Source organism: Parasphingorhabdus sp. (assembly GCF_036568145.1).
Classification (GTDB): Bacteria; Pseudomonadota; Alphaproteobacteria; order Sphingomonadales; family Sphingomonadaceae; genus Parasphingorhabdus.
Window position 1 is genome coordinate 1 of the sequence record NZ_DATCTC010000002.1, and the last position, 16,268, is coordinate 16,268.

Below are 16,268 nucleotides of genomic sequence, written 5' to 3' on the forward strand. Positions count from 1 at the left end.
TATAATGAACGCGAAAATGTCGCTGCGGAAACGGATCAGGACAAAACCGATGGATGAAATGGAGCAGGAGCCGATGCTTATACTCGCCTCCAAAAGCAAAGCCCGCCGGGCGATGCTGGAAGCGGCCGGTGTCGTGGTGGACTGCCTTTCCCCCAATGTCGATGAAGACGCATTGAAGGCCGGGCTTCGGGCAGAGGGCGTGACCGCACGCAATCTGGCTGATGCCCTGGCTGAAGCCAAAGCTGTGCGATTGTCGCGGCGCCTTGGACCGGCGTTTGTCCTTGGCGCAGATCAGCTATTGGCGCTGGAAGACGGCTCGATGCTCGACAAGCCGGAAGACCGCGAGGATGCAAAAGCCCATTTGCGCCTGTTGTCCGGCAAAAAGCATAAATTGTTCAGCGCCGCCGTTATTGCGGTTCAGGGTTCCCCCGTATGGCGGCATATTGATATTGCGACTTTGACCGTGCGTCCTTTAAGCGATGCGTTTATCGACCAATATGTTGATGCGGAGTGGGACAATATCCGCCATTGTGTCGGATGCTATGAAATCGAAGGCCGCGGGGCACAGCTTTTTTCGGATATTAAAGGGAGTCAGTTTACGATCATGGGTTTACCGTTATTGCATTTGCTTGATTATTTGCGTGTCCGGGGCGTTATGCCATCATGACCGGCCTTCCTTATGCAGAGGTTATCGGCGATCCGATTGCCCATAGCAAATCCCCCCTGATCCATAAATTCTGGCTCGATAAGCTGGGAATAGAAGCCGACTACCGGTTGTTCCACGTGAAACCTGACGAACTGGCTGATTATATCAGCGCCCGCCGCGATGATCCGGACTGGCAGGGGTGCAATGTCACGATCCCCCATAAGCTGGCGGTGATGGACCATGTTTCCGATCCCGGCGGGGTGCGTGACACCATTGGCGCGATGAACACCATTGCCCGCGACGAAAGCGGGGAATTATTTGGCACGAATACCGATGCGGGCGGCTTTTTTGCGCCGATTGCCGATGTTCCGCTAAAGGGGCAGGACGTTATTGTCATCGGTGCCGGCGGCGCGGCTCAGGCCGTTTTATTTGCCCTGTCCCGCATAGATGTTGCTTCTGTCACGATGGTCAACCGTAACGCGTTAAAGGCGTCTGCATTGCTGGCGCGCTTCGGGTTAAAGGGGCAGGCTTTGGAACATGGTGCCGCGCTTCCGCCAGCGCGGCTGCTCGTCAATGCCAGCGCATTGGGGATGAAGGGTCAGGATGAGCTGGTCATTGATCTTGGCACCCTGCCCGATGATGCCATCGTCTATGATCTTGTTTATGCGCCGATCAAAACAGAATTGCTGAAAGCGGCAAAAGCGCGGGGTCTGGAAACGATTGACGGCCTGTCGATGCTTATTGGACAGGCGGCTGTCGCGTTCGAGATTTTCTTTGGCCAGTCCCCGCCGGTGGAACATGACGAAGAATTGAGAAAGTTGCTACTCAAATGACGGCGCGCAAGACAGGTCCCATGATTATCGGTCTTACCGGCTCTATCGGCATGGGTAAGTCCACCGTGGCGCAGATGTTTGCCGACGAAGGCGTGCCCGTTTTTGATGCCGATGCCGCGGTACATATTCTGCAAGGCCCTGGCGGCGCTTTGGTCAAGGAAATTGAAGCCCTGTTTCCCGGCACGACAGATGAAAATGGGGTGGACCGCCAGAAACTTGGCCCCGCCGTGCTGGGCAACCCGGATGCGCTGAAAAAGCTGGAGGCGCTGATTCATCCGGCAGTGGGTGCCATGCGCAGCGAATTTCTGGAGCAGCATAGCTCCGCGCCGATGATTCTGTTTGATATTCCGCTACTGTTTGAAAAGACCGGTGCGGGCGGCGTCGATCATGTCGTTGTTGTGTCAGCCGGTGAAGAGGAACAGCGGACCCGCGTTTTGCAGCGTCCGGGAATGACCGGTGGCAAGTTTGAGAATATTAAGTCCTTGCAAATGCCGGATCATGAGAAGCGCAAACGGGCCGACTTTGTCATCGACACATCACAGCCTTTGGAAGAAACTCGCAAGCAGGTAAAAAATACTATCGAAAAACTGAAAGCATCTCTTGCCTAACTGGGAATTGAGGCCAATATTAAGCTTATGCGAGAAATAATTTTCGATACTGAAACCACTGGCTTTGACCCCCAGAGCGGCGACCGGATGGTGGAAATTGGCTGTATTGAAATGGTCGACCGGCTGGAAACTGGCAACAGCTTCCATTGCTATTATAATCCCCAGCGCCCGATGCCCAAACAAGCCGAAGAAGTGCACGGGCTTTCCGATATTTTCCTGTCCGACAAAATGCTGTTTGCCGATGGCGTGGATGAGCTTCTGGAATTTCTGGGCGACGCTAATCTGGTTGCCCATAATGCCCAGTTTGACTTTAATTTCCTTAATGCGGAGCTTGTCCTGTGCGGCAGGAAACCGATTTCGCAATTTCGCATGATCGACACTCTGGCCATTGCCAAGGTGAAGCACCCCGGCGCGAAGCTGACGCTTGATGCCTTGTGCAGCCGCTATGGCATTGACCGTAGCCACCGTATCAAACATGGCGCCCTGCTCGACGCTGAATTGCTGACCCAGCTATATATAGAACTTACAGGGGGCCGCCAGATCGGCCTTGGGCTGTCGGCTGATAATGATGCCGGCGCCGCGGCACTGCCGCTTTCGGGAAAAACGGCTGCACTGCGCCGAAAATTCATTGAACCACGCGCACATAGTGCAAGTGAGGAGGAGCTTGCGCGCCACGCTGCTTTCATGGACGGGATAAAAGACCCGCTATGGGCCAAACTAACTGGCTGATTATCCCTTTTTTTAAATTTTGCCTCATAATAATGGAGAATGACTATGGAAATTCGTGTTTCGGGACATCAGGTAGACACCGGCGATGCGCTACAAAGTCATGTTGATGATCGAATGAACGCAATAGCCGATAAATATTTCCCAAAGGCAATTTCGGCCCATGCAACCTTCAGCAAAGCGCCGCACGGTCATTTCCAGTGTGATATTGTCTCGCACATCATGCAGGGTCTCATGCTAAAGGCGGAAGCCAGGGCCGAAGACGCGCATATGGCATTCGACCAGGCATCGGAGAAGGTTGAAAAGCAGTTGCGACGTTATATGCGCCGGTTGAATGACTATTCCCTTCGTGCGCAATTTGTCGCAAAACAGGAAGAAGCCGCATATCGCGTGTTCGATAGTGGTGATGACGAGACCGAAGCCGCATCAGATGACGCGGCACCGCCCATTATCGCGGAAACCAGCACGGATATTCCCGAAGCCAGCGTTTCCGATGCTGTGATGATGATGGATTTGCGTAATACGGGGGCATTATTGTTCAAAAATGCCGGAACTGGATCACATAATATGGTCTATCGCCGTTCGGATGGCACAATTGGTTGGGTTGAGCCGCATAAATAGGATAGTTGAACCGCAATATGGCCAATGTTTTCGCAATAACATTCCGGCCAGATTGCGGGTTCCGGTGAAAATAGTTGGAGATGAACCGCGTGTCCGTTACATGCGGTTCACTCGTCGAGGGGGCGGCGTATAAGTTAGGTCGAGGATTCAATGGAATATTTATCAGTAAGAATCGATCCTGCCGCAGTGATGGCGAGCGGGATGGCTCTTTCCAAGAAACAGGTTTTTGAGACGCTGGCGGAGAAAGCCGCAGAATGTTATCCGCTTGATGCGGAGGAAGTTCTGGAAGCTCTTCATGAACGTGAATCTCTCGGCTCGACCGGCTTTGGCGGTGCGGTTGCTATTCCCCATGCCAGACTCAATGGTCTGGATAGATCGGTCGGCCTGTTCATCCGGTTGGCAGAGCCTATTGGCTTTGATGCCCATGACGGGCAGGATGTTGACCTGGTTTTCGGCCTGTTGTCTCCGCAGCATGGCAGTGCGGATCACCTGAAAGCCTTGGCTGAAATTTCGCGCTATCTGCGGGATGAGTCGACACTCACAAAATTACGCGGCGCAGCGTCCGAAGATGCGTTATACGCTTTGTTGACCGGCCATAAAGACCAGCAAGCTGCTTGATAATGGGAGCTGATAAAGAATCGGGCCAGACGGTGGAGGACGGTTCCCACGAACATTTTCGTGCGCTGGAGCGGCTTTATAGACAGGCACCGATCAATAAGCTGTTCGATTCCGACATCGAAATTACCGAGCGTGGCTTTGCCCGCATCACATTTTCTGTCGATGAGCGGCATTATCACGCCGCTGGCGCTGTTCATGGCACCGCCTATTTCAAAATGCTCGATGATGCGGCCTTTTATGCCTGCAATAGTCTGGTTTCCGACCGGTTCCTGTTGACCACGGCTTTCAACCTGCTGTTCACCCGGCCCCTGAAATCCAGCACTGTTACAGCAGAAGGCCGCTGGGTGAGCGGTAAAAGGCGGGTCTTTGTCGCCGATGCCCGGCTGATAGACGAGGACGGGGAAGAAATAGCCCGCGGCACCGGCACCTTCATGCGCTCCCACATCCCGCTGGCGTCCCTGCCCGGCTATAAGCAGGATTAAGGGCCGCAGCATGATAGAGCCCCGCTTGTCTGCCGAGATGGTGGTGAGTTCCCTGCTACGCAAAACGAATCAAAATGGCGGCTTTGGCGCGGTGCTTAAAAAGGGCGACCGGATATCCGGCTCAATCCTGATAATATGCCTGGAAAAAGGTAAAGATCCGCGGCTTTTGGAGAAAATGCCCAGCCTTGCTGGCCCCTCAACATGGCAGGTCATTTGGCCTCAACCTATTGATAAACAACAGAATTTAGACGTATATCTGAAGCGGCGGAGCAGTTTTGATCCCGATTTATGGTTAATTGAACTGGATATCCCGGATGCAGAACAACTCGTCGCTGAAATGACTGCCATTGATTGACTTAAAAACGCTGCGGCCTATTTCGCATGCAACTTCAAGGCGAAGGTTGGTCCCAGGGATTGTCAGCGATGACGGGATTAAACATGCAGCCGGGGGGAACAGGGATAAGCTGTTGGTTGGTTTTTAAGCTTATTACGCTGGTTTTTATAGACCCGCACTGGACTCACCGCATTTAATAACGGGTTTATGAGTAAAATTTTCAAGTCTGCCAGCGCCTTATCGCTTGCAATTTTTACGGTCGCGGCTTTTTCGATGACCGACGTATCATTCGCTTTTGAAGCCAATGATGAAATGCCAGAGGTCGAGATTCTAGTGGATCCGTACCTGGTGGAATCCTCAAACGACCTGGATCAGGTTGTTTTTGCGGAATCAAAAGAAGTTGTTTCCGAAATCCCCAAAGATGTTGTTGCAGAAGATCGTGCAGCCAATGAAGCCCAGCTTTCTGGCGGTTCTTATTTTGCCGATGACGATGCCAGCTCGCTGCGCCAGCTTGTCGAGCAGCAATCCGTCAGCGACACTCTAAGCGAAGATATGGAATGTCTCGCCGGAACAGTCTATTTTGAATCAAAAGGCGAAACACTGGCCGGCCAGCTTGCGGTTGCACGTGTTGTTCTGGCCCGGGCCGAATCTTCACGTTTCCCCAACAGCATTTGCGGTGTTGTCTATCAGCCCAAGCAATTCTCTTTTGTGCGTGGCGGCAAAATGCCGCGTATCAACAAATCCCACAGCCACTGGCATAATGCTGTTGCGATAGCGAAAATCGCCATGAATGATGGCTGGGAAAGCCCGGTTGAAGGCGCTCTATTTTTCCACGCCCGTTATGTATCGCCAGGTTGGCGCTTGCAACGGATGGCGATGGTGGATAATCATATTTTCTATCGCTGATTATCGTCGATAAACGGATAATTCCAATAAGACTCCCGATTGGGGGTCTTTATTTTGTTCTTCATATGTTCTATTGAAATGCTATGAATATAGATGTTGATGATTCGCCTGTTTCCGCTGTTCCCCAGGCTCGCGGCCTAGATCAGGCTGCTGACAATCCGTCTCCGTTAACAGGGGCAGCCGCGGTTGCACGCGGGGTAGCGCGGCTTTTTTCCCGGCATGATATCATGGTTATGCCGGAAATGGGTTTGCCCAATAAAAGGCGCGCGGACCTGATGGGCGTGGATGCCAAGGGACAGATTATCATCGTGGAGATCAAGGTCGCGCGCGGTGACTTGCTGGGCGATGGCAAATGGCCCGAATATCTGGATTATTGCGACCGCTTTTACTGGGCATTGCCGGGCGGCTTTGACCATTCCCCGCTCGACTGGCCGGAGTTTATGCCAGAGAGGACCGGATTGATCCTTGCCGACGCTTATGATGCAGAGATAGTGCGCCCTGCCGCCACCCATGCGCTGGCCCCCTCCCGCCGCAAGAAAGAGACTATGCGCCTGGCACGGCGCTCCATGCAGCGATTGTCAGAGGTTAATGGCTGGATAGACCCGGTGGGACGGGATTTTTTCTAGAGCGTAAAAGCGCTATTTAAAGCTGTCCTACAGGATGCGGCCTATGATAGCCCGTCATCAGGCTCTTTCTTATCCTGAATAACCCACCCGCTTGTCATCCGGTCATGTCCATTGACCGAGATATCCAACACCATGTCATTGCAGAGCGTTTCTGTTGGAAATGGCGGAAAAAATCGGTTCCTTGGTGTGAAGTTAGTGAAGTTAGTGAAGTTTGAAATTGAACCCGGACAGAAAAAGCCTCCCCGCCCCCTAACCTTCAGGGCCAAAAAAACGGCCTGCCGCCTCGGGCTTTTGCTCTTTATCCGCCTTTTCAATATCCGCCAATATAGCCGAAGCGCGGCGGTCACGCGCCGCATAGTCGCGGGCGGACAGACCGGCCAGAGTATCGGTGCGATCCGGATCAGCGCCATGTTTCAGCAATAGCCGGACCATTTCGGTATCGCGCAACTGGACGGCGCGGATCAGGGGTGTTTCACCCCGGTTATTCGGCTCATTCACATTGGCATTTTTATCGAGCAGCACCCTCGCCCCTTCAACAAAGCGCAAGCTTGTCGCCAGCATCAGCGGTGTTGTACCGCTTTTATCCTTAACATTGGGATTGGCATCCTTTTGCAAAAGAAACGCGGTCCAGGTGGAATCGCGGCGCGCTACAACGATATGAAGGGCAGTTTCCCCCGTCGAAATATCCCTGGTATTGACGATGGTCGAACCCGGTTCATTCAGGAAATTTGTCGCTTCTTCGCCATCACGTTCCTTCACGGCTTTCAGGAAGTTATAACTGTCGGAAAATTGTGCGCTGGCGGTGCCGGGGATAGCGAGTGAAAAGGCGGTCAGCATCACTATCAGGAAACGCTTGATGCCAGTGACCTGACCCATTTTTGAAAACCCAGCTTTGCCCCAATGCATGTATATGCCGCCTTATAATAATAAATGTAGATAATAGAAGACTGTGGTGCCCGTTACCATCACAAGCCGTCAAATATCTGTTGAAAATTCGTGCATAGCAGACCATGGCTGGCCGCATGATGAACAAATTTCTGTCCGTTTTCTCCGCTGCGCTTTTACTCCCGCTTCTCGCCGCCTGCAACCCGGCATCTTCCGATCAGGTATCGGGAGACAGCACGCAGGGTGAAGCGCCCCTTGCCGGAGCCAATATTGGTGGCGGCTTTACCCTCACCAATCAGGATGGCGGAAAAACATCTGATACGGACTTTGCCGGGCAATACCGGATTATCTATTTCGGTTACAGCTATTGCCCCGATGTCTGTCCGGTTGATCTGCAACGGTTGATGCAAGGATTGGCGCTGGCCGAGAAAAATGATCCGTCGCTGACTAAGAAAATCCAGCCGATCTTCATTACCATCGACCCCGAACGCGATCGTCCGGAGCAGTTGAAACAATATGTTTCCGCCTTTCACCCGCGGCTCATCGGTTTGACCGGCAGCACGGACGAGATTGCCGAGGTCGCTAAAAAATATCTGATCATCTATAACAAACGCGAGACCGAGGGCAGCAGCGAATATCTTATGGACCATAGCCGTCAGGGATATTTCTTTGGACCGCAGGGCGAACCGGTTGCGCTGCTTCCGTTTGACGGCACGCCCCAGGAAATTGCCGACGAAATCAAGCGATGGATGCAATAGATTCAAAGCAGCCCTTTTGGGAAGCGCCGCTCGACACGCTCGACCGCGGACAGTGGGAGGCGCTTTGCGACGGGTGCGGCAAATGCTGTTTGCTGAAAGCGGAAGACGAGGATGATGGCGAGGTCTATATGACCAATATCGCCTGCAAATTGCTCGACACGCACAGCGCGCAGTGCAGCGACTACCGGCGGCGGCGCTATTATGTTCCCGATTGCGTTCGCCTGACCCGCACAAAGCTGGATCAGTTTACATGGCTTCCGGAAAGCTGTGCTTACCGTTTGCGGGCAGAGGGCCTGCCCTTGCCGGAATGGCATTATCTAATTTCCGGCGACCGGGAAACTATTCACCAGACCGGAAACTCTATCCGCGGCAAGGTGATAACGGAGGTGGAAGCTGGGCCGCTTGAACAGCATATTCTCGACTACCCGCTCTAAGGCACGTCCCAAACGGGATGAGAATGAGGCGCTGGAGATCGAGCTATCCGGCTGCATATATCCGCTGCGGGTCCGTAAAGTGAAGCACGCGCGCTCCATTGCCGTATCGGCGGATACCGTGAAGGGTGAAGTCCGGATCACAATGCCGCCTTATGCCAGCACGGCACAGGCGCTGCGTTTTGCCCGTTCCAAATCCGATTGGCTGGCACAGCATTTTGCCAAGGCATTGCCGCCACTGCCGATCGTCAATGGTGCTGAAATTGCATTTGCGGGTGAGACTCATGTCATCCGCTGGTCCCCGGATTATCGCCGGACACCCATGAAACGGGATGATGAAATCCACGTTGGTGGCCCCGAAGAGCGGATTGAAAGCCGTGTCATCGGCTGGATGAAAGAACAGGCCCGCACCATTTATGAGGACGATCTGGCGGATTATTGCGCGCGTGCGGAGGTGGATTTGCCCATATTGTCAATCGGCGATGCCCGCCGCCGCTGGGGAAGCTGTTCGGGTCGCCGCGCGATCAGGTTGAGCTGGCGGCTCGTCATGGCGCCGCCCTCTGTGCGGCGTTCGGTGGTCGCGCATGAGGTGGCTCATTTGCGGCACATGAATCATGGCCCCGATTTTTACGCGCTGCTCGACCGGATATTCGAAGGCAGGCGCAAAGAGGCGGACCGCTGGCTGAAACAGCACGGCGCTGCGCTACATCTTATCGGAGCGCCCAAAAGATAGAGGCGCTATTGCCCGCCGGGCGCAGGAGCCGGCTTGGGTGTTTTCGGCAGAATGGAAACTGGCGCCGGGGACTGATCGGCCGGACGGTCTGGCGGCGGCGCGGCTGGCGCTGTTTCTTCAGGCTCCGACCGGCCCAGAACGGAATCTATCCACTCTTGGTCCATTGCCGGTGGATCGCCGGGGGCTTGCCCGCCTTCCATGTCATATTCCAAGCCCTGCCCCGTTTCGATGGGCATGCCGTTTTCATCGACATATATGCCGTCTTCCGGTGCGCCAAACAAATCTTCCTCATCCGGCTCCAGTTGCCATTCGGGCAAGACCAGTTCGGTATCGAATTGTTCAACCTTCCGGTTGGCGACCGCGACTTTCATGAACGAGGCAAAGGCCGCTGCCGGTGCTCGCCCACCTTGCAGGCCGCCGACCGCCTTGGCGTCGTCGCGCCCCATCCAGACGCCGGTAGTCAGACCGCTTGAAAAGCCCAGAAACCAACCGTCCTTATTGCTGCTGGTCGTGCCGGTCTTGCCCGCAACCGGACGGCCTATCTGTGCGGCTTTGCCGGTCCCGGTATTGACGGCGGTTTGGAGCAGGTCGGTAATTCCCGCGGCCACCCATGGATCAACCAGTACGCGGCTGCCGTCAAACTTGCTCTGGTAAAGCAACCGGCCATTCATGGTGTTGACCTTGTTAATCGCGAAAGGCGTGATCGCAACGCCCTTCGCGTTGATAGAGGCAAAGGCCCGAGTCATGTCGATCAGGTGGACATCCGACGTTCCCAGAACCATGGACGGGTTGGTATCAACCGGCGTCGTAATCCCGAAACGGCGGGCCATATTGGCCACGGTCGAAGTCCCGACATCGTTACCGATGGCCGCCGCGACGGTATTTTTGGAATAAGCGAAGGCGGTCCGCAGGGTAATGTCCCCGGCATAGCGCCCGCCGCTGTTACGCGGTGACCAGTTGCCGATCTTGATCGGTTCGTCCGTTACCATGTCGTTCGGCGTATAACCGGCTTCCAAAGCGGCCATATAGACAAAGATTTTCCACGCGGATCCCGGCTGGCGCACGGCCTGGGTCGCACGGTTATAATTGGACGTTACATAGTCGGTGCCGCCAACCATCGCGCGGATGGCTCCATCACGGTCAATGGCAACCAGTGCGCCTTGAGCGCCCGATGGTACATTGGCCTGGATGGCGCGGGTTGCCGCCCGCTGCATATCGAGGTCGAGCGTGGTCCACACCTCAATCGGCTCCACCGTTTCATCAATCAGCAAATCAAGCTGAGGCAGCGCCCAATCGGTGAAATAGCGCACGCTGTTCTGGCGCGGTTCCGGAGCCAGTTCGACAGATGTGGGTTTGGCCTGTGCAGCCTGCGATGCGGTAATCGCTCCGGCATCCTGCATCACGGTGAGCACAACCGCCGCGCGGTCAACAGCGGCCTGCGCATCTGCGGTCGGTGAATAGCGGGACGGAGCCTTTACCAGACCGGCGATAATCGCGGCTTCTGCAAGGTCCAGTTCGGCGGCGCTATGCGCAAAAAACCGGCGGGAGGCGGCATCAATGCCATAGGCCCCGCCGCCAAAATAAACCTTGTTAAGGTAAAGCTCCAGAATCTGGCCTTTGGAAAATTTGCTCTCCATCGCCAACGCAATGAGCATTTCGCGCCCCTTGCGTCCAAATGTGCGAGTGTTGCTGAGGAAGATATTGCGGGCGAGCTGCTGGGTGATGGTCGATCCGCCCTGTGCCCAGTAACCACGGTCCATCCGGACTTTAAGCGAGCGCGCTATGCCTATCGGGTCAACGCCCAAATGGCTTTCAAAGCGCCGGTCCTCCACCGCTACCATGGCGTCAATCATGACTTGGGGGATATCCTGGTAATCCAGCCACTGGCCATAGCTTGGGCCCATGGAAATAAGTTCCCGCCCGTTAACATCGAGCACCCGGATCATCTGTCCGTTGGGGGAGGATTTCAGGTCTTCATAGCCCGGAAGCGATGACCGGACGACAAACACCGCCACGACAAGCGCGATCAAGCCGAGCAGGCCAACGACCAATCCGGTATTCAAAATCCGGAAGAACCATTTACGAACCGGTCCGGATTGTTTGCTGCGTTTTTTGCCCCGCGCCATATTGTCCTATTCACTATACGCTTACTTGAGCGTGCTTGTAAGCTGTTAGCGGCTTACCACAGGCTGAACAATGCAGAACAGCGGTTTCAATCCTCTTTCGGTTCGAAGTCGAGCGCCGCGCTGTTCATGCAATAGCGCAGGCCATTTTCCGCCGGACCATCGGGGAAAACATGGCCCAAATGTCCGTCACAGGTGGAACAGCGTACTTCGATGCGGCGCATGCCGTGGCTCAGATCCTCGATCTCGGTCACGGCTTCTTGCTCTGCCGGTTCGGTGAAGCTCGGCCAGCCGCAGCCGCTGTCGAATTTCTTCTCGGCATCGAACAATTTGGTGCCGCATCCGGCGCAAAAAAACTCGCCGTCACGTTTTTCGGCGTTGAGCTTGCCGGTAAAGGCGCGTTCGGTGCCTGCCTCGCGCAGGACATGATATTGTTCGGGGGTGAGTTTGTCGCGCCATTCGGCAGCGCTTAGGGTAATTTTTTCCATCTCTCTAAAATGGGCGCGGGGAAGGCGCTCGTCAAGCAGTCTCGCTTAAAGTTCACAAAGTTCACACCAAGGACCCTTGGTTTTCCGCCAGATCCTTGAATCGGCCTTGGTCATGCGAAACAGGGAGATGGAGTTAATAAAAGGGCGACCCGTTGCAGGGCCGCCCTCGGATTCTCAATTTTGAAGAAAGATTAGAAACGGAAAGCAACGCCCGCTTTGATCTGGTTGTTCTTCAATGTATCGTCATAATCCGCATAGTTATATTCCAGACGGAGTGACGTGTTGGCACCTACGCGGGTTTCGATGCCGCCGCCCAGGACGAGCGCATCTTCATCATCAGAAGCGGTCAGGCCATTGAAATTAGCTTTGAACTCGGTGTTCACCCAGCCAGCTTTGGCATAAAGCGCCGTGCTGTTGTTCAGCATGGCACCAAGACGAGCGGTTGCACCGTAGCTTTCTTTTGCCTTCAAAGACAGCGTATCTGCTGTATCATCATAGGAAACCTTAGCACCGCTCAGCGAAGCATTGACTTCGACGCCAGCGAACAGAGTGTCTCCAAGAGGCATGTCATAACCGGCATAAACGCCGCCGACAGCGCCGTTACCGCTCAAGCCATCATATTTGTCACCGGGTGCGAAAACGTCTGCATCCTGCAGCTCATAGTTGTCGAGGCCAACTTGAACGCCGACAAACGGACCAGCAAAAGGCTGAGCGAGTGCTGGGGTAGCAGCAGACAGAGCACCAATAGCGGCGAGGGGGAGAATGATTGAACGCATTATACTAATTCCTTCTGAAAAATGCCCCCGTCTCATGCGGGGGTGAGCAGCATCTAGGCATCGGAAGATGAACGAACAATGGGTCTACATAAAAAGCACATAATAGAAAAAATATGTGACATTTCCGCAACATAGAGGCAGTGACGTATGCCTAAATTTCACGATTGCGGGGGTTTTCCACAGTTTTTCACAAAAGAACGTAAAAAGAACGGTGTGACAGACTTGCCCTAATTATGAATTAAGTTAATACTTTGATTCGGTAGTCGCACCGTCGATTTCCTGAAACCTCTGATCCTCAGTGTCCTTAATGGCGCGAGGGGCATGAGGCCCTTCAGAGGGCCGGACTTTATCTGGCATCAGGAATAGGAGGTGTGGATATGAACAAGCGTGTATACGTGCGTGCATATACCCGCTGGCGTTTCGGTGTTCTGGAGTATGTAATTTCGCATACCCGCCGCTGGCCACGTCAGTATTCGTTCGATTTTTAGCGTGCAGGCTGATTGAACGATGCAACTGAAGGCGGTGCGGCTACTCACCATTCCGAATTTGGAATATCACCCACCTAGGAATCAGAGAGAGTCACGTCAAGCTAAATGTGCGTATATAGTGCATAGCCGCCTGTTGAATCATGGACGTATGTTGTCGATTTATTTTCTGGCTCTGGCGGCTTTTCTGGCGATGGTGAGCAATTCCTGTTCAACCAATACCCGTTCCGGCTGGCCGCTGCTCTTCAATGCGACTTCCAGCATCAATATCCGCTCGATCAGCCGCGCTATGTGTGCTGAAGGCCACAGTTTCAGCTGCTGTGAAAAATATTTGCGGCTGGACCAGAATATGGCGGGGTGATTAACCACCTTGTCAATGCTTGCCCCCTGATCGACCTTGGCACGCAGGTCAGCCAGCTTGACCAGATGACTGAGCATCAGGCGGACCAGACCCACTTCGCTAAAGCCCATGGTGCTTACAGCCGCCAGTTCGCTGGTCAGTTTTTTGGTATCCCCGCCAATCGCCGCATGGATCAGCACGCCGAGATCTTCCTCGTCATTTTCGGCGCCAAGCCTTGATAGCAGCTCCGCTTCCACTTCCTTCGGCTCATCCGGCGTGGCATCAAGGTAAAGGGCAATTTTCTCGACCTCCAGCCGGGCAAGCACCATATCGTTGCTGGTCAGCGCGGCGATGGCGACGGCGATCTCGCGCGACATTTTCAGGCCCTCATCACGGGCCATGACGGATATGGCCGCGGCCGCGTTCTCCGGCGTGGTTTCATAGCATGGCGCGATCAAGGCGTCGGGGGCCGCGGCAATTTTCTTGGCGAGCGCAGTCTTGTCGGCCATTCCCGCCGCGACAATGAAAACCGGGTCGCCTTTGGTATCGCTGTCGAGCAGATTTTCTATCGCCGCCGCTGCCCTGACCGCTTCGCCGCTGTTCAGGCGCACCATGATGTAGCGCTTGTCCCCGAACAGGGATGCCGATGTCGCCTCGTCTTGCAGCCGCGCCGTGCTTTCGGTCAGATCGGCTATGGTTAGGTCAACCCGCTCTGCCGATCCGGTCAAGGGCGCGGCCAGTTCGTTGGCCAAAGCCTGGCACCGCGTCACATTGGGTCCGCACAGGACAGCCAGCCGGAAATTATCAGGCGCATCGTGAAAGCGGCGGACGATAGCATCATCTTTAACTTTCATGGCCGCTCTTTCGAAAGCTTTCCCTTCATGCCGCAGCCATTATTTGCTGCTGTCATCAGTCTGTTCGCGGGCAAACAGGGATAGCCGTTTGACAATCTGGTCCGCGACGCGGACGGACAGGTTTTCCAGCGCGGTTTCCTCTGCCACGACGGTCGCATATTCCGATGAGACCACGTCAATACCGGCATCGGAACCGGCGGTCGCATCCAGCACCACGGCATCATCGGACAAGCGCACCAGTTGATAACGGGCGCGCAAAGTCCGGCGTTCGCGGGTGATGCGGTCATTGCTGCGCACACCAAAACCGGCAATCTTGTCATCCAGCTCGACAACCAGACGGTATCTGGCCTCGCTGCCTTCCAGTGTTGAAAGCTGGTCATTGAGCGCATTGCGCATCAGCCAGCCCGCCTTGCCCGCAATCGGCCCTACTTCAACATGGCCAAGCGAGGATGCTACAACGCCGTTCGTGCCGCCGGAATAAAGCGGCTGCAATCCGCAGGACGCAAGCAAGAAGCAAGCGGCCAGCAAAAAAACACTACCCCTTATTTCGGGTAATTTGCTCATATCACGATGTTGACCAGCCGGTCGGGCACAACGATCACTTTCTTTATTGCCGCTCCATCAATGCTACGCTGCACTTTCTGGGAGGCAAGTGCAAGTTCCTCCAGCACCGATTTGTCGCTGCCTGCCGGAACGGTGATCGTATCACGTAATTTGCCGCGCACCTGTATCGCAATGGTCACTTCATCCTCGACCAACAGGCTGTCATCCACATCCGGCCAGGCGGCGTTGGCGATCAGGTCATCATGACCGAACAGCGCCCAGGCTTCCTCGGCAATATGGGGCACCATGGGGGAAGCAATGATGGCCAGTGTGCGTATGGCTTCGTCCCGGTCCGCAGATGGCGAGGCTTTCTCGATCATGTTGACCAGTTCGAATATCTTTGCGACCGCCTTGTTAAAGGACAGGTCCTCGATATCACCGGCCACACCGGCGATGGTCTGGTGCAGCTTGCGTTTAAGGGCCTTGTCTTCACCGCTATTGGGGTCCTGATCCGCGATCGAGGTAAACAACCGCCACAAGCGCTGGACAAAGCGCCAGCTTCCCTCGATGCCGGATTCCGACCATGGCAGGTCGCGTTCCGGCGGGCTGTCGGACAGCATGAAGAAACGCACCGCATCCGCGCCATATTGTTCGATAATGGGATCGGGATCGACGACGTTTTTCTTCGACTTCGACATTTTCTCGACGCGGCCAGTAGTCACGGCAGAACCGTCAGAAATCACTTCCCAGTCGGTGCCGTTTTTACGGACTTCTTCGGGGGAAAGCCAGCTACCATCGCCGTGCTTATAAGTCTCGTGCGTCACCATGCCCTGTGTGAACAGGCTTTCAAACGGCTCGTTGAAATCCAGCTTGCCGATCGACGCCAGCGCGCGGGTCCAGAAGCGGGCATAGAGCAGGTGCAGGATCGCATGTTCGATGCCGCCAATATATTGCGATACCGGCATCCATTTTTTCACGATTTCGGGATCAAACGGCTTGTCATCCGGCTGGCTGGCAAAGCGCAGGAAATACCAGCTACTGTCAACAAACGTGTCCAGCGTATCGGTTTCGCGCCGCGCCGCCTTGCCGCATTTCGGGCAATCGGTATCGCCCCATGTCGGGTGGCGTTCCAGCGGGTTGCCAGGGATATCAAAGCTGACATCTTCGGGCAGGACGACGGGCAACTGGTCCTTGGGCACGGGAACCGCGCCGCATGTCTCGCAGTGGATGATCGGGATCGGCGTGCCCCAATAGCGCTGGCGCGAAACGCCCCAGTCGCGCAGCCGCCATGTGGTCTGCGCCTTGCCCCATCCTTCGGCCTCTGCGCGGTCGATCACGGTTTTCTGGGCGGTTTCAATGTCCATGCCGTCGAGCAGGCGGCTGTTCACCAGCTTGCCTGGGCCGGTATAGGCTTCATCATGGATCGGCGCGTCTTCATCGCCTGTGGCCGCG

General features: G+C 55.0%; 20 protein-coding genes. 13 read left to right on the forward strand and 7 right to left on the reverse strand.

The window, feature by feature from the left end; translation table 11 throughout:
* Positions 1–73 precede the first annotated feature (73 nt).
* The 10 genes from VIN76_RS00545 (at position 74) to VIN76_RS00590 (ending at position 6,400) form a co-directional block, all read left to right on the forward strand.
* Positions 74–667, forward strand: coding sequence for a nucleoside triphosphate pyrophosphatase (locus tag VIN76_RS00545; RefSeq protein WP_332039880.1), 594 nt, complete (start codon positions 74–76; stop codon positions 665–667).
* The gene (gene aroE / locus VIN76_RS00550) at positions 664–1,479 is read left to right on the forward strand and encodes a shikimate dehydrogenase (protein WP_332039862.1); all 816 of its coding nucleotides are present in this window, start codon (positions 664–666) and stop codon (positions 1,477–1,479) included. The genes VIN76_RS00545 and aroE overlap by 4 nt, the downstream gene beginning before the upstream one ends.
* 20 nt (positions 1,480–1,499) lie before the next feature.
* The gene (coaE, locus tag VIN76_RS00555; RefSeq protein ID WP_332039863.1) at positions 1,500–2,087 is read left to right on the forward strand and encodes a dephospho-CoA kinase; all 588 of its coding nucleotides are present in this window, start codon (positions 1,500–1,502) and stop codon (positions 2,085–2,087) included.
* A 27-nt stretch (positions 2,088–2,114) separates the two neighbouring features.
* Positions 2,115–2,816, forward strand: a complete 702-nt coding sequence (dnaQ, locus tag VIN76_RS00560; protein ID WP_332039864.1) for a DNA polymerase III subunit epsilon — start codon at positions 2,115–2,117, stop codon at positions 2,814–2,816.
* Between the two features lie 45 nt (positions 2,817–2,861).
* Positions 2,862–3,434, forward strand: coding sequence for a ribosome hibernation-promoting factor, HPF/YfiA family (gene hpf, locus VIN76_RS00565; protein ID WP_332039865.1), 573 nt, complete (start codon positions 2,862–2,864; stop codon positions 3,432–3,434).
* Positions 3,435–3,584: 150 nt separating this feature from the next.
* A complete protein-coding gene (locus VIN76_RS00570) occupies positions 3,585–4,052 on the forward strand; it encodes a PTS sugar transporter subunit IIA (protein ID WP_332039866.1) in 468 nt (155 codons plus the stop codon).
* A 2-nt stretch (positions 4,053–4,054) separates the two neighbouring features.
* Positions 4,055–4,534, forward strand: coding sequence for a PaaI family thioesterase (locus VIN76_RS00575; RefSeq protein ID WP_332039867.1), 480 nt, complete (start codon positions 4,055–4,057; stop codon positions 4,532–4,534).
* Between the two features lie 25 nt (positions 4,535–4,559).
* Positions 4,560–4,889 (forward strand): DUF1491 family protein, encoded by a 330-nt coding sequence (locus tag VIN76_RS00580; protein ID WP_332039868.1) that lies wholly within the window; start codon positions 4,560–4,562, stop codon positions 4,887–4,889.
* 186 nt (positions 4,890–5,075) lie between these two features.
* Positions 5,076–5,774 carry a cell wall hydrolase gene (locus tag VIN76_RS00585; RefSeq protein WP_332039869.1) on the forward strand — a complete coding sequence of 233 codons (699 nt, stop codon included), beginning with the start codon at positions 5,076–5,078 and terminating at the stop codon, positions 5,772–5,774.
* Positions 5,775–5,857: 83 nt separating this feature from the next.
* Positions 5,858–6,400: an MmcB family DNA repair protein gene (locus VIN76_RS00590; RefSeq protein WP_332039870.1), complete on the forward strand. Its 543-nt coding sequence runs from the start codon at positions 5,858–5,860 to the stop codon at positions 6,398–6,400.
* 249 nt (positions 6,401–6,649) lie between these two features.
* Here VIN76_RS00590 and VIN76_RS00595 read toward each other — a convergent pair whose 3' ends face one another.
* Entirely contained in the window at positions 6,650–7,306 is a 657-nt protein-coding gene (locus VIN76_RS00595; RefSeq protein ID WP_414696240.1) for an ankyrin repeat domain-containing protein, read from the reverse strand.
* Positions 7,307–7,410: 104 nt separating this feature from the next.
* Between VIN76_RS00595 and VIN76_RS00600 the strand changes: the two genes are divergently transcribed.
* From VIN76_RS00600 to VIN76_RS00610, 3 genes are read left to right on the forward strand one after another with little or no spacing between them, the layout of a single operon-like run.
* Positions 7,411–8,043, forward strand: coding sequence for an SCO family protein (locus tag VIN76_RS00600; RefSeq protein ID WP_414696241.1), 633 nt, complete (start codon positions 7,411–7,413; stop codon positions 8,041–8,043).
* Complete coding sequence (locus VIN76_RS00605) at positions 8,031–8,477, forward strand: YcgN family cysteine cluster protein (RefSeq protein ID WP_332039872.1); 447 nt, start codon at positions 8,031–8,033, stop codon at positions 8,475–8,477. Before VIN76_RS00600 ends, VIN76_RS00605 begins: the two co-directional genes overlap by 13 nt.
* On the forward strand, positions 8,446–9,207 hold the full coding sequence (locus VIN76_RS00610; RefSeq protein ID WP_332039873.1) for a SprT family zinc-dependent metalloprotease: 762 nt from the start codon (positions 8,446–8,448) through the stop codon (positions 9,205–9,207). Before VIN76_RS00605 ends, VIN76_RS00610 begins: the two co-directional genes overlap by 32 nt.
* 5 nt (positions 9,208–9,212) lie before the next feature.
* Here VIN76_RS00610 and VIN76_RS00615 read toward each other — a convergent pair whose 3' ends face one another.
* From VIN76_RS00615 to VIN76_RS00640, 6 genes are all read right to left on the reverse strand, one after another.
* The gene (locus VIN76_RS00615; RefSeq protein ID WP_332039874.1) at positions 9,213–11,333 is read right to left on the reverse strand and encodes a PBP1A family penicillin-binding protein; all 2,121 of its coding nucleotides are present in this window, start codon (positions 11,331–11,333) and stop codon (positions 9,213–9,215) included.
* An 86-nt stretch (positions 11,334–11,419) separates the two neighbouring features.
* The gene (gene msrB / locus VIN76_RS00620; protein WP_332039875.1) at positions 11,420–11,818 is read right to left on the reverse strand and encodes a peptide-methionine (R)-S-oxide reductase MsrB; all 399 of its coding nucleotides are present in this window, start codon (positions 11,816–11,818) and stop codon (positions 11,420–11,422) included.
* A gap of 191 nt (positions 11,819–12,009) precedes the next feature.
* A complete protein-coding gene (locus tag VIN76_RS00625) occupies positions 12,010–12,594 on the reverse strand; it encodes a porin family protein (RefSeq protein ID WP_332039876.1) in 585 nt (194 codons plus the stop codon).
* Positions 12,595–13,241: 647 nt separating this feature from the next.
* Positions 13,242–14,273 (reverse strand): DNA polymerase III subunit delta, encoded by a 1,032-nt coding sequence (gene holA, locus VIN76_RS00630; RefSeq protein WP_332039877.1) that lies wholly within the window; start codon positions 14,271–14,273, stop codon positions 13,242–13,244.
* Positions 14,274–14,312: 39 nt separating this feature from the next.
* Positions 14,313–14,837, reverse strand: a complete 525-nt coding sequence (lptE, locus tag VIN76_RS00635) for an LPS assembly lipoprotein LptE (protein ID WP_332039878.1) — start codon at positions 14,835–14,837, stop codon at positions 14,313–14,315.
* A partial coding sequence (locus tag VIN76_RS00640; protein WP_332039879.1) for a class I tRNA ligase family protein occupies positions 14,834–16,268 on the reverse strand: 1,435 nt, incomplete at its 5' end. The genes lptE and VIN76_RS00640, both read right to left, overlap by 4 nt.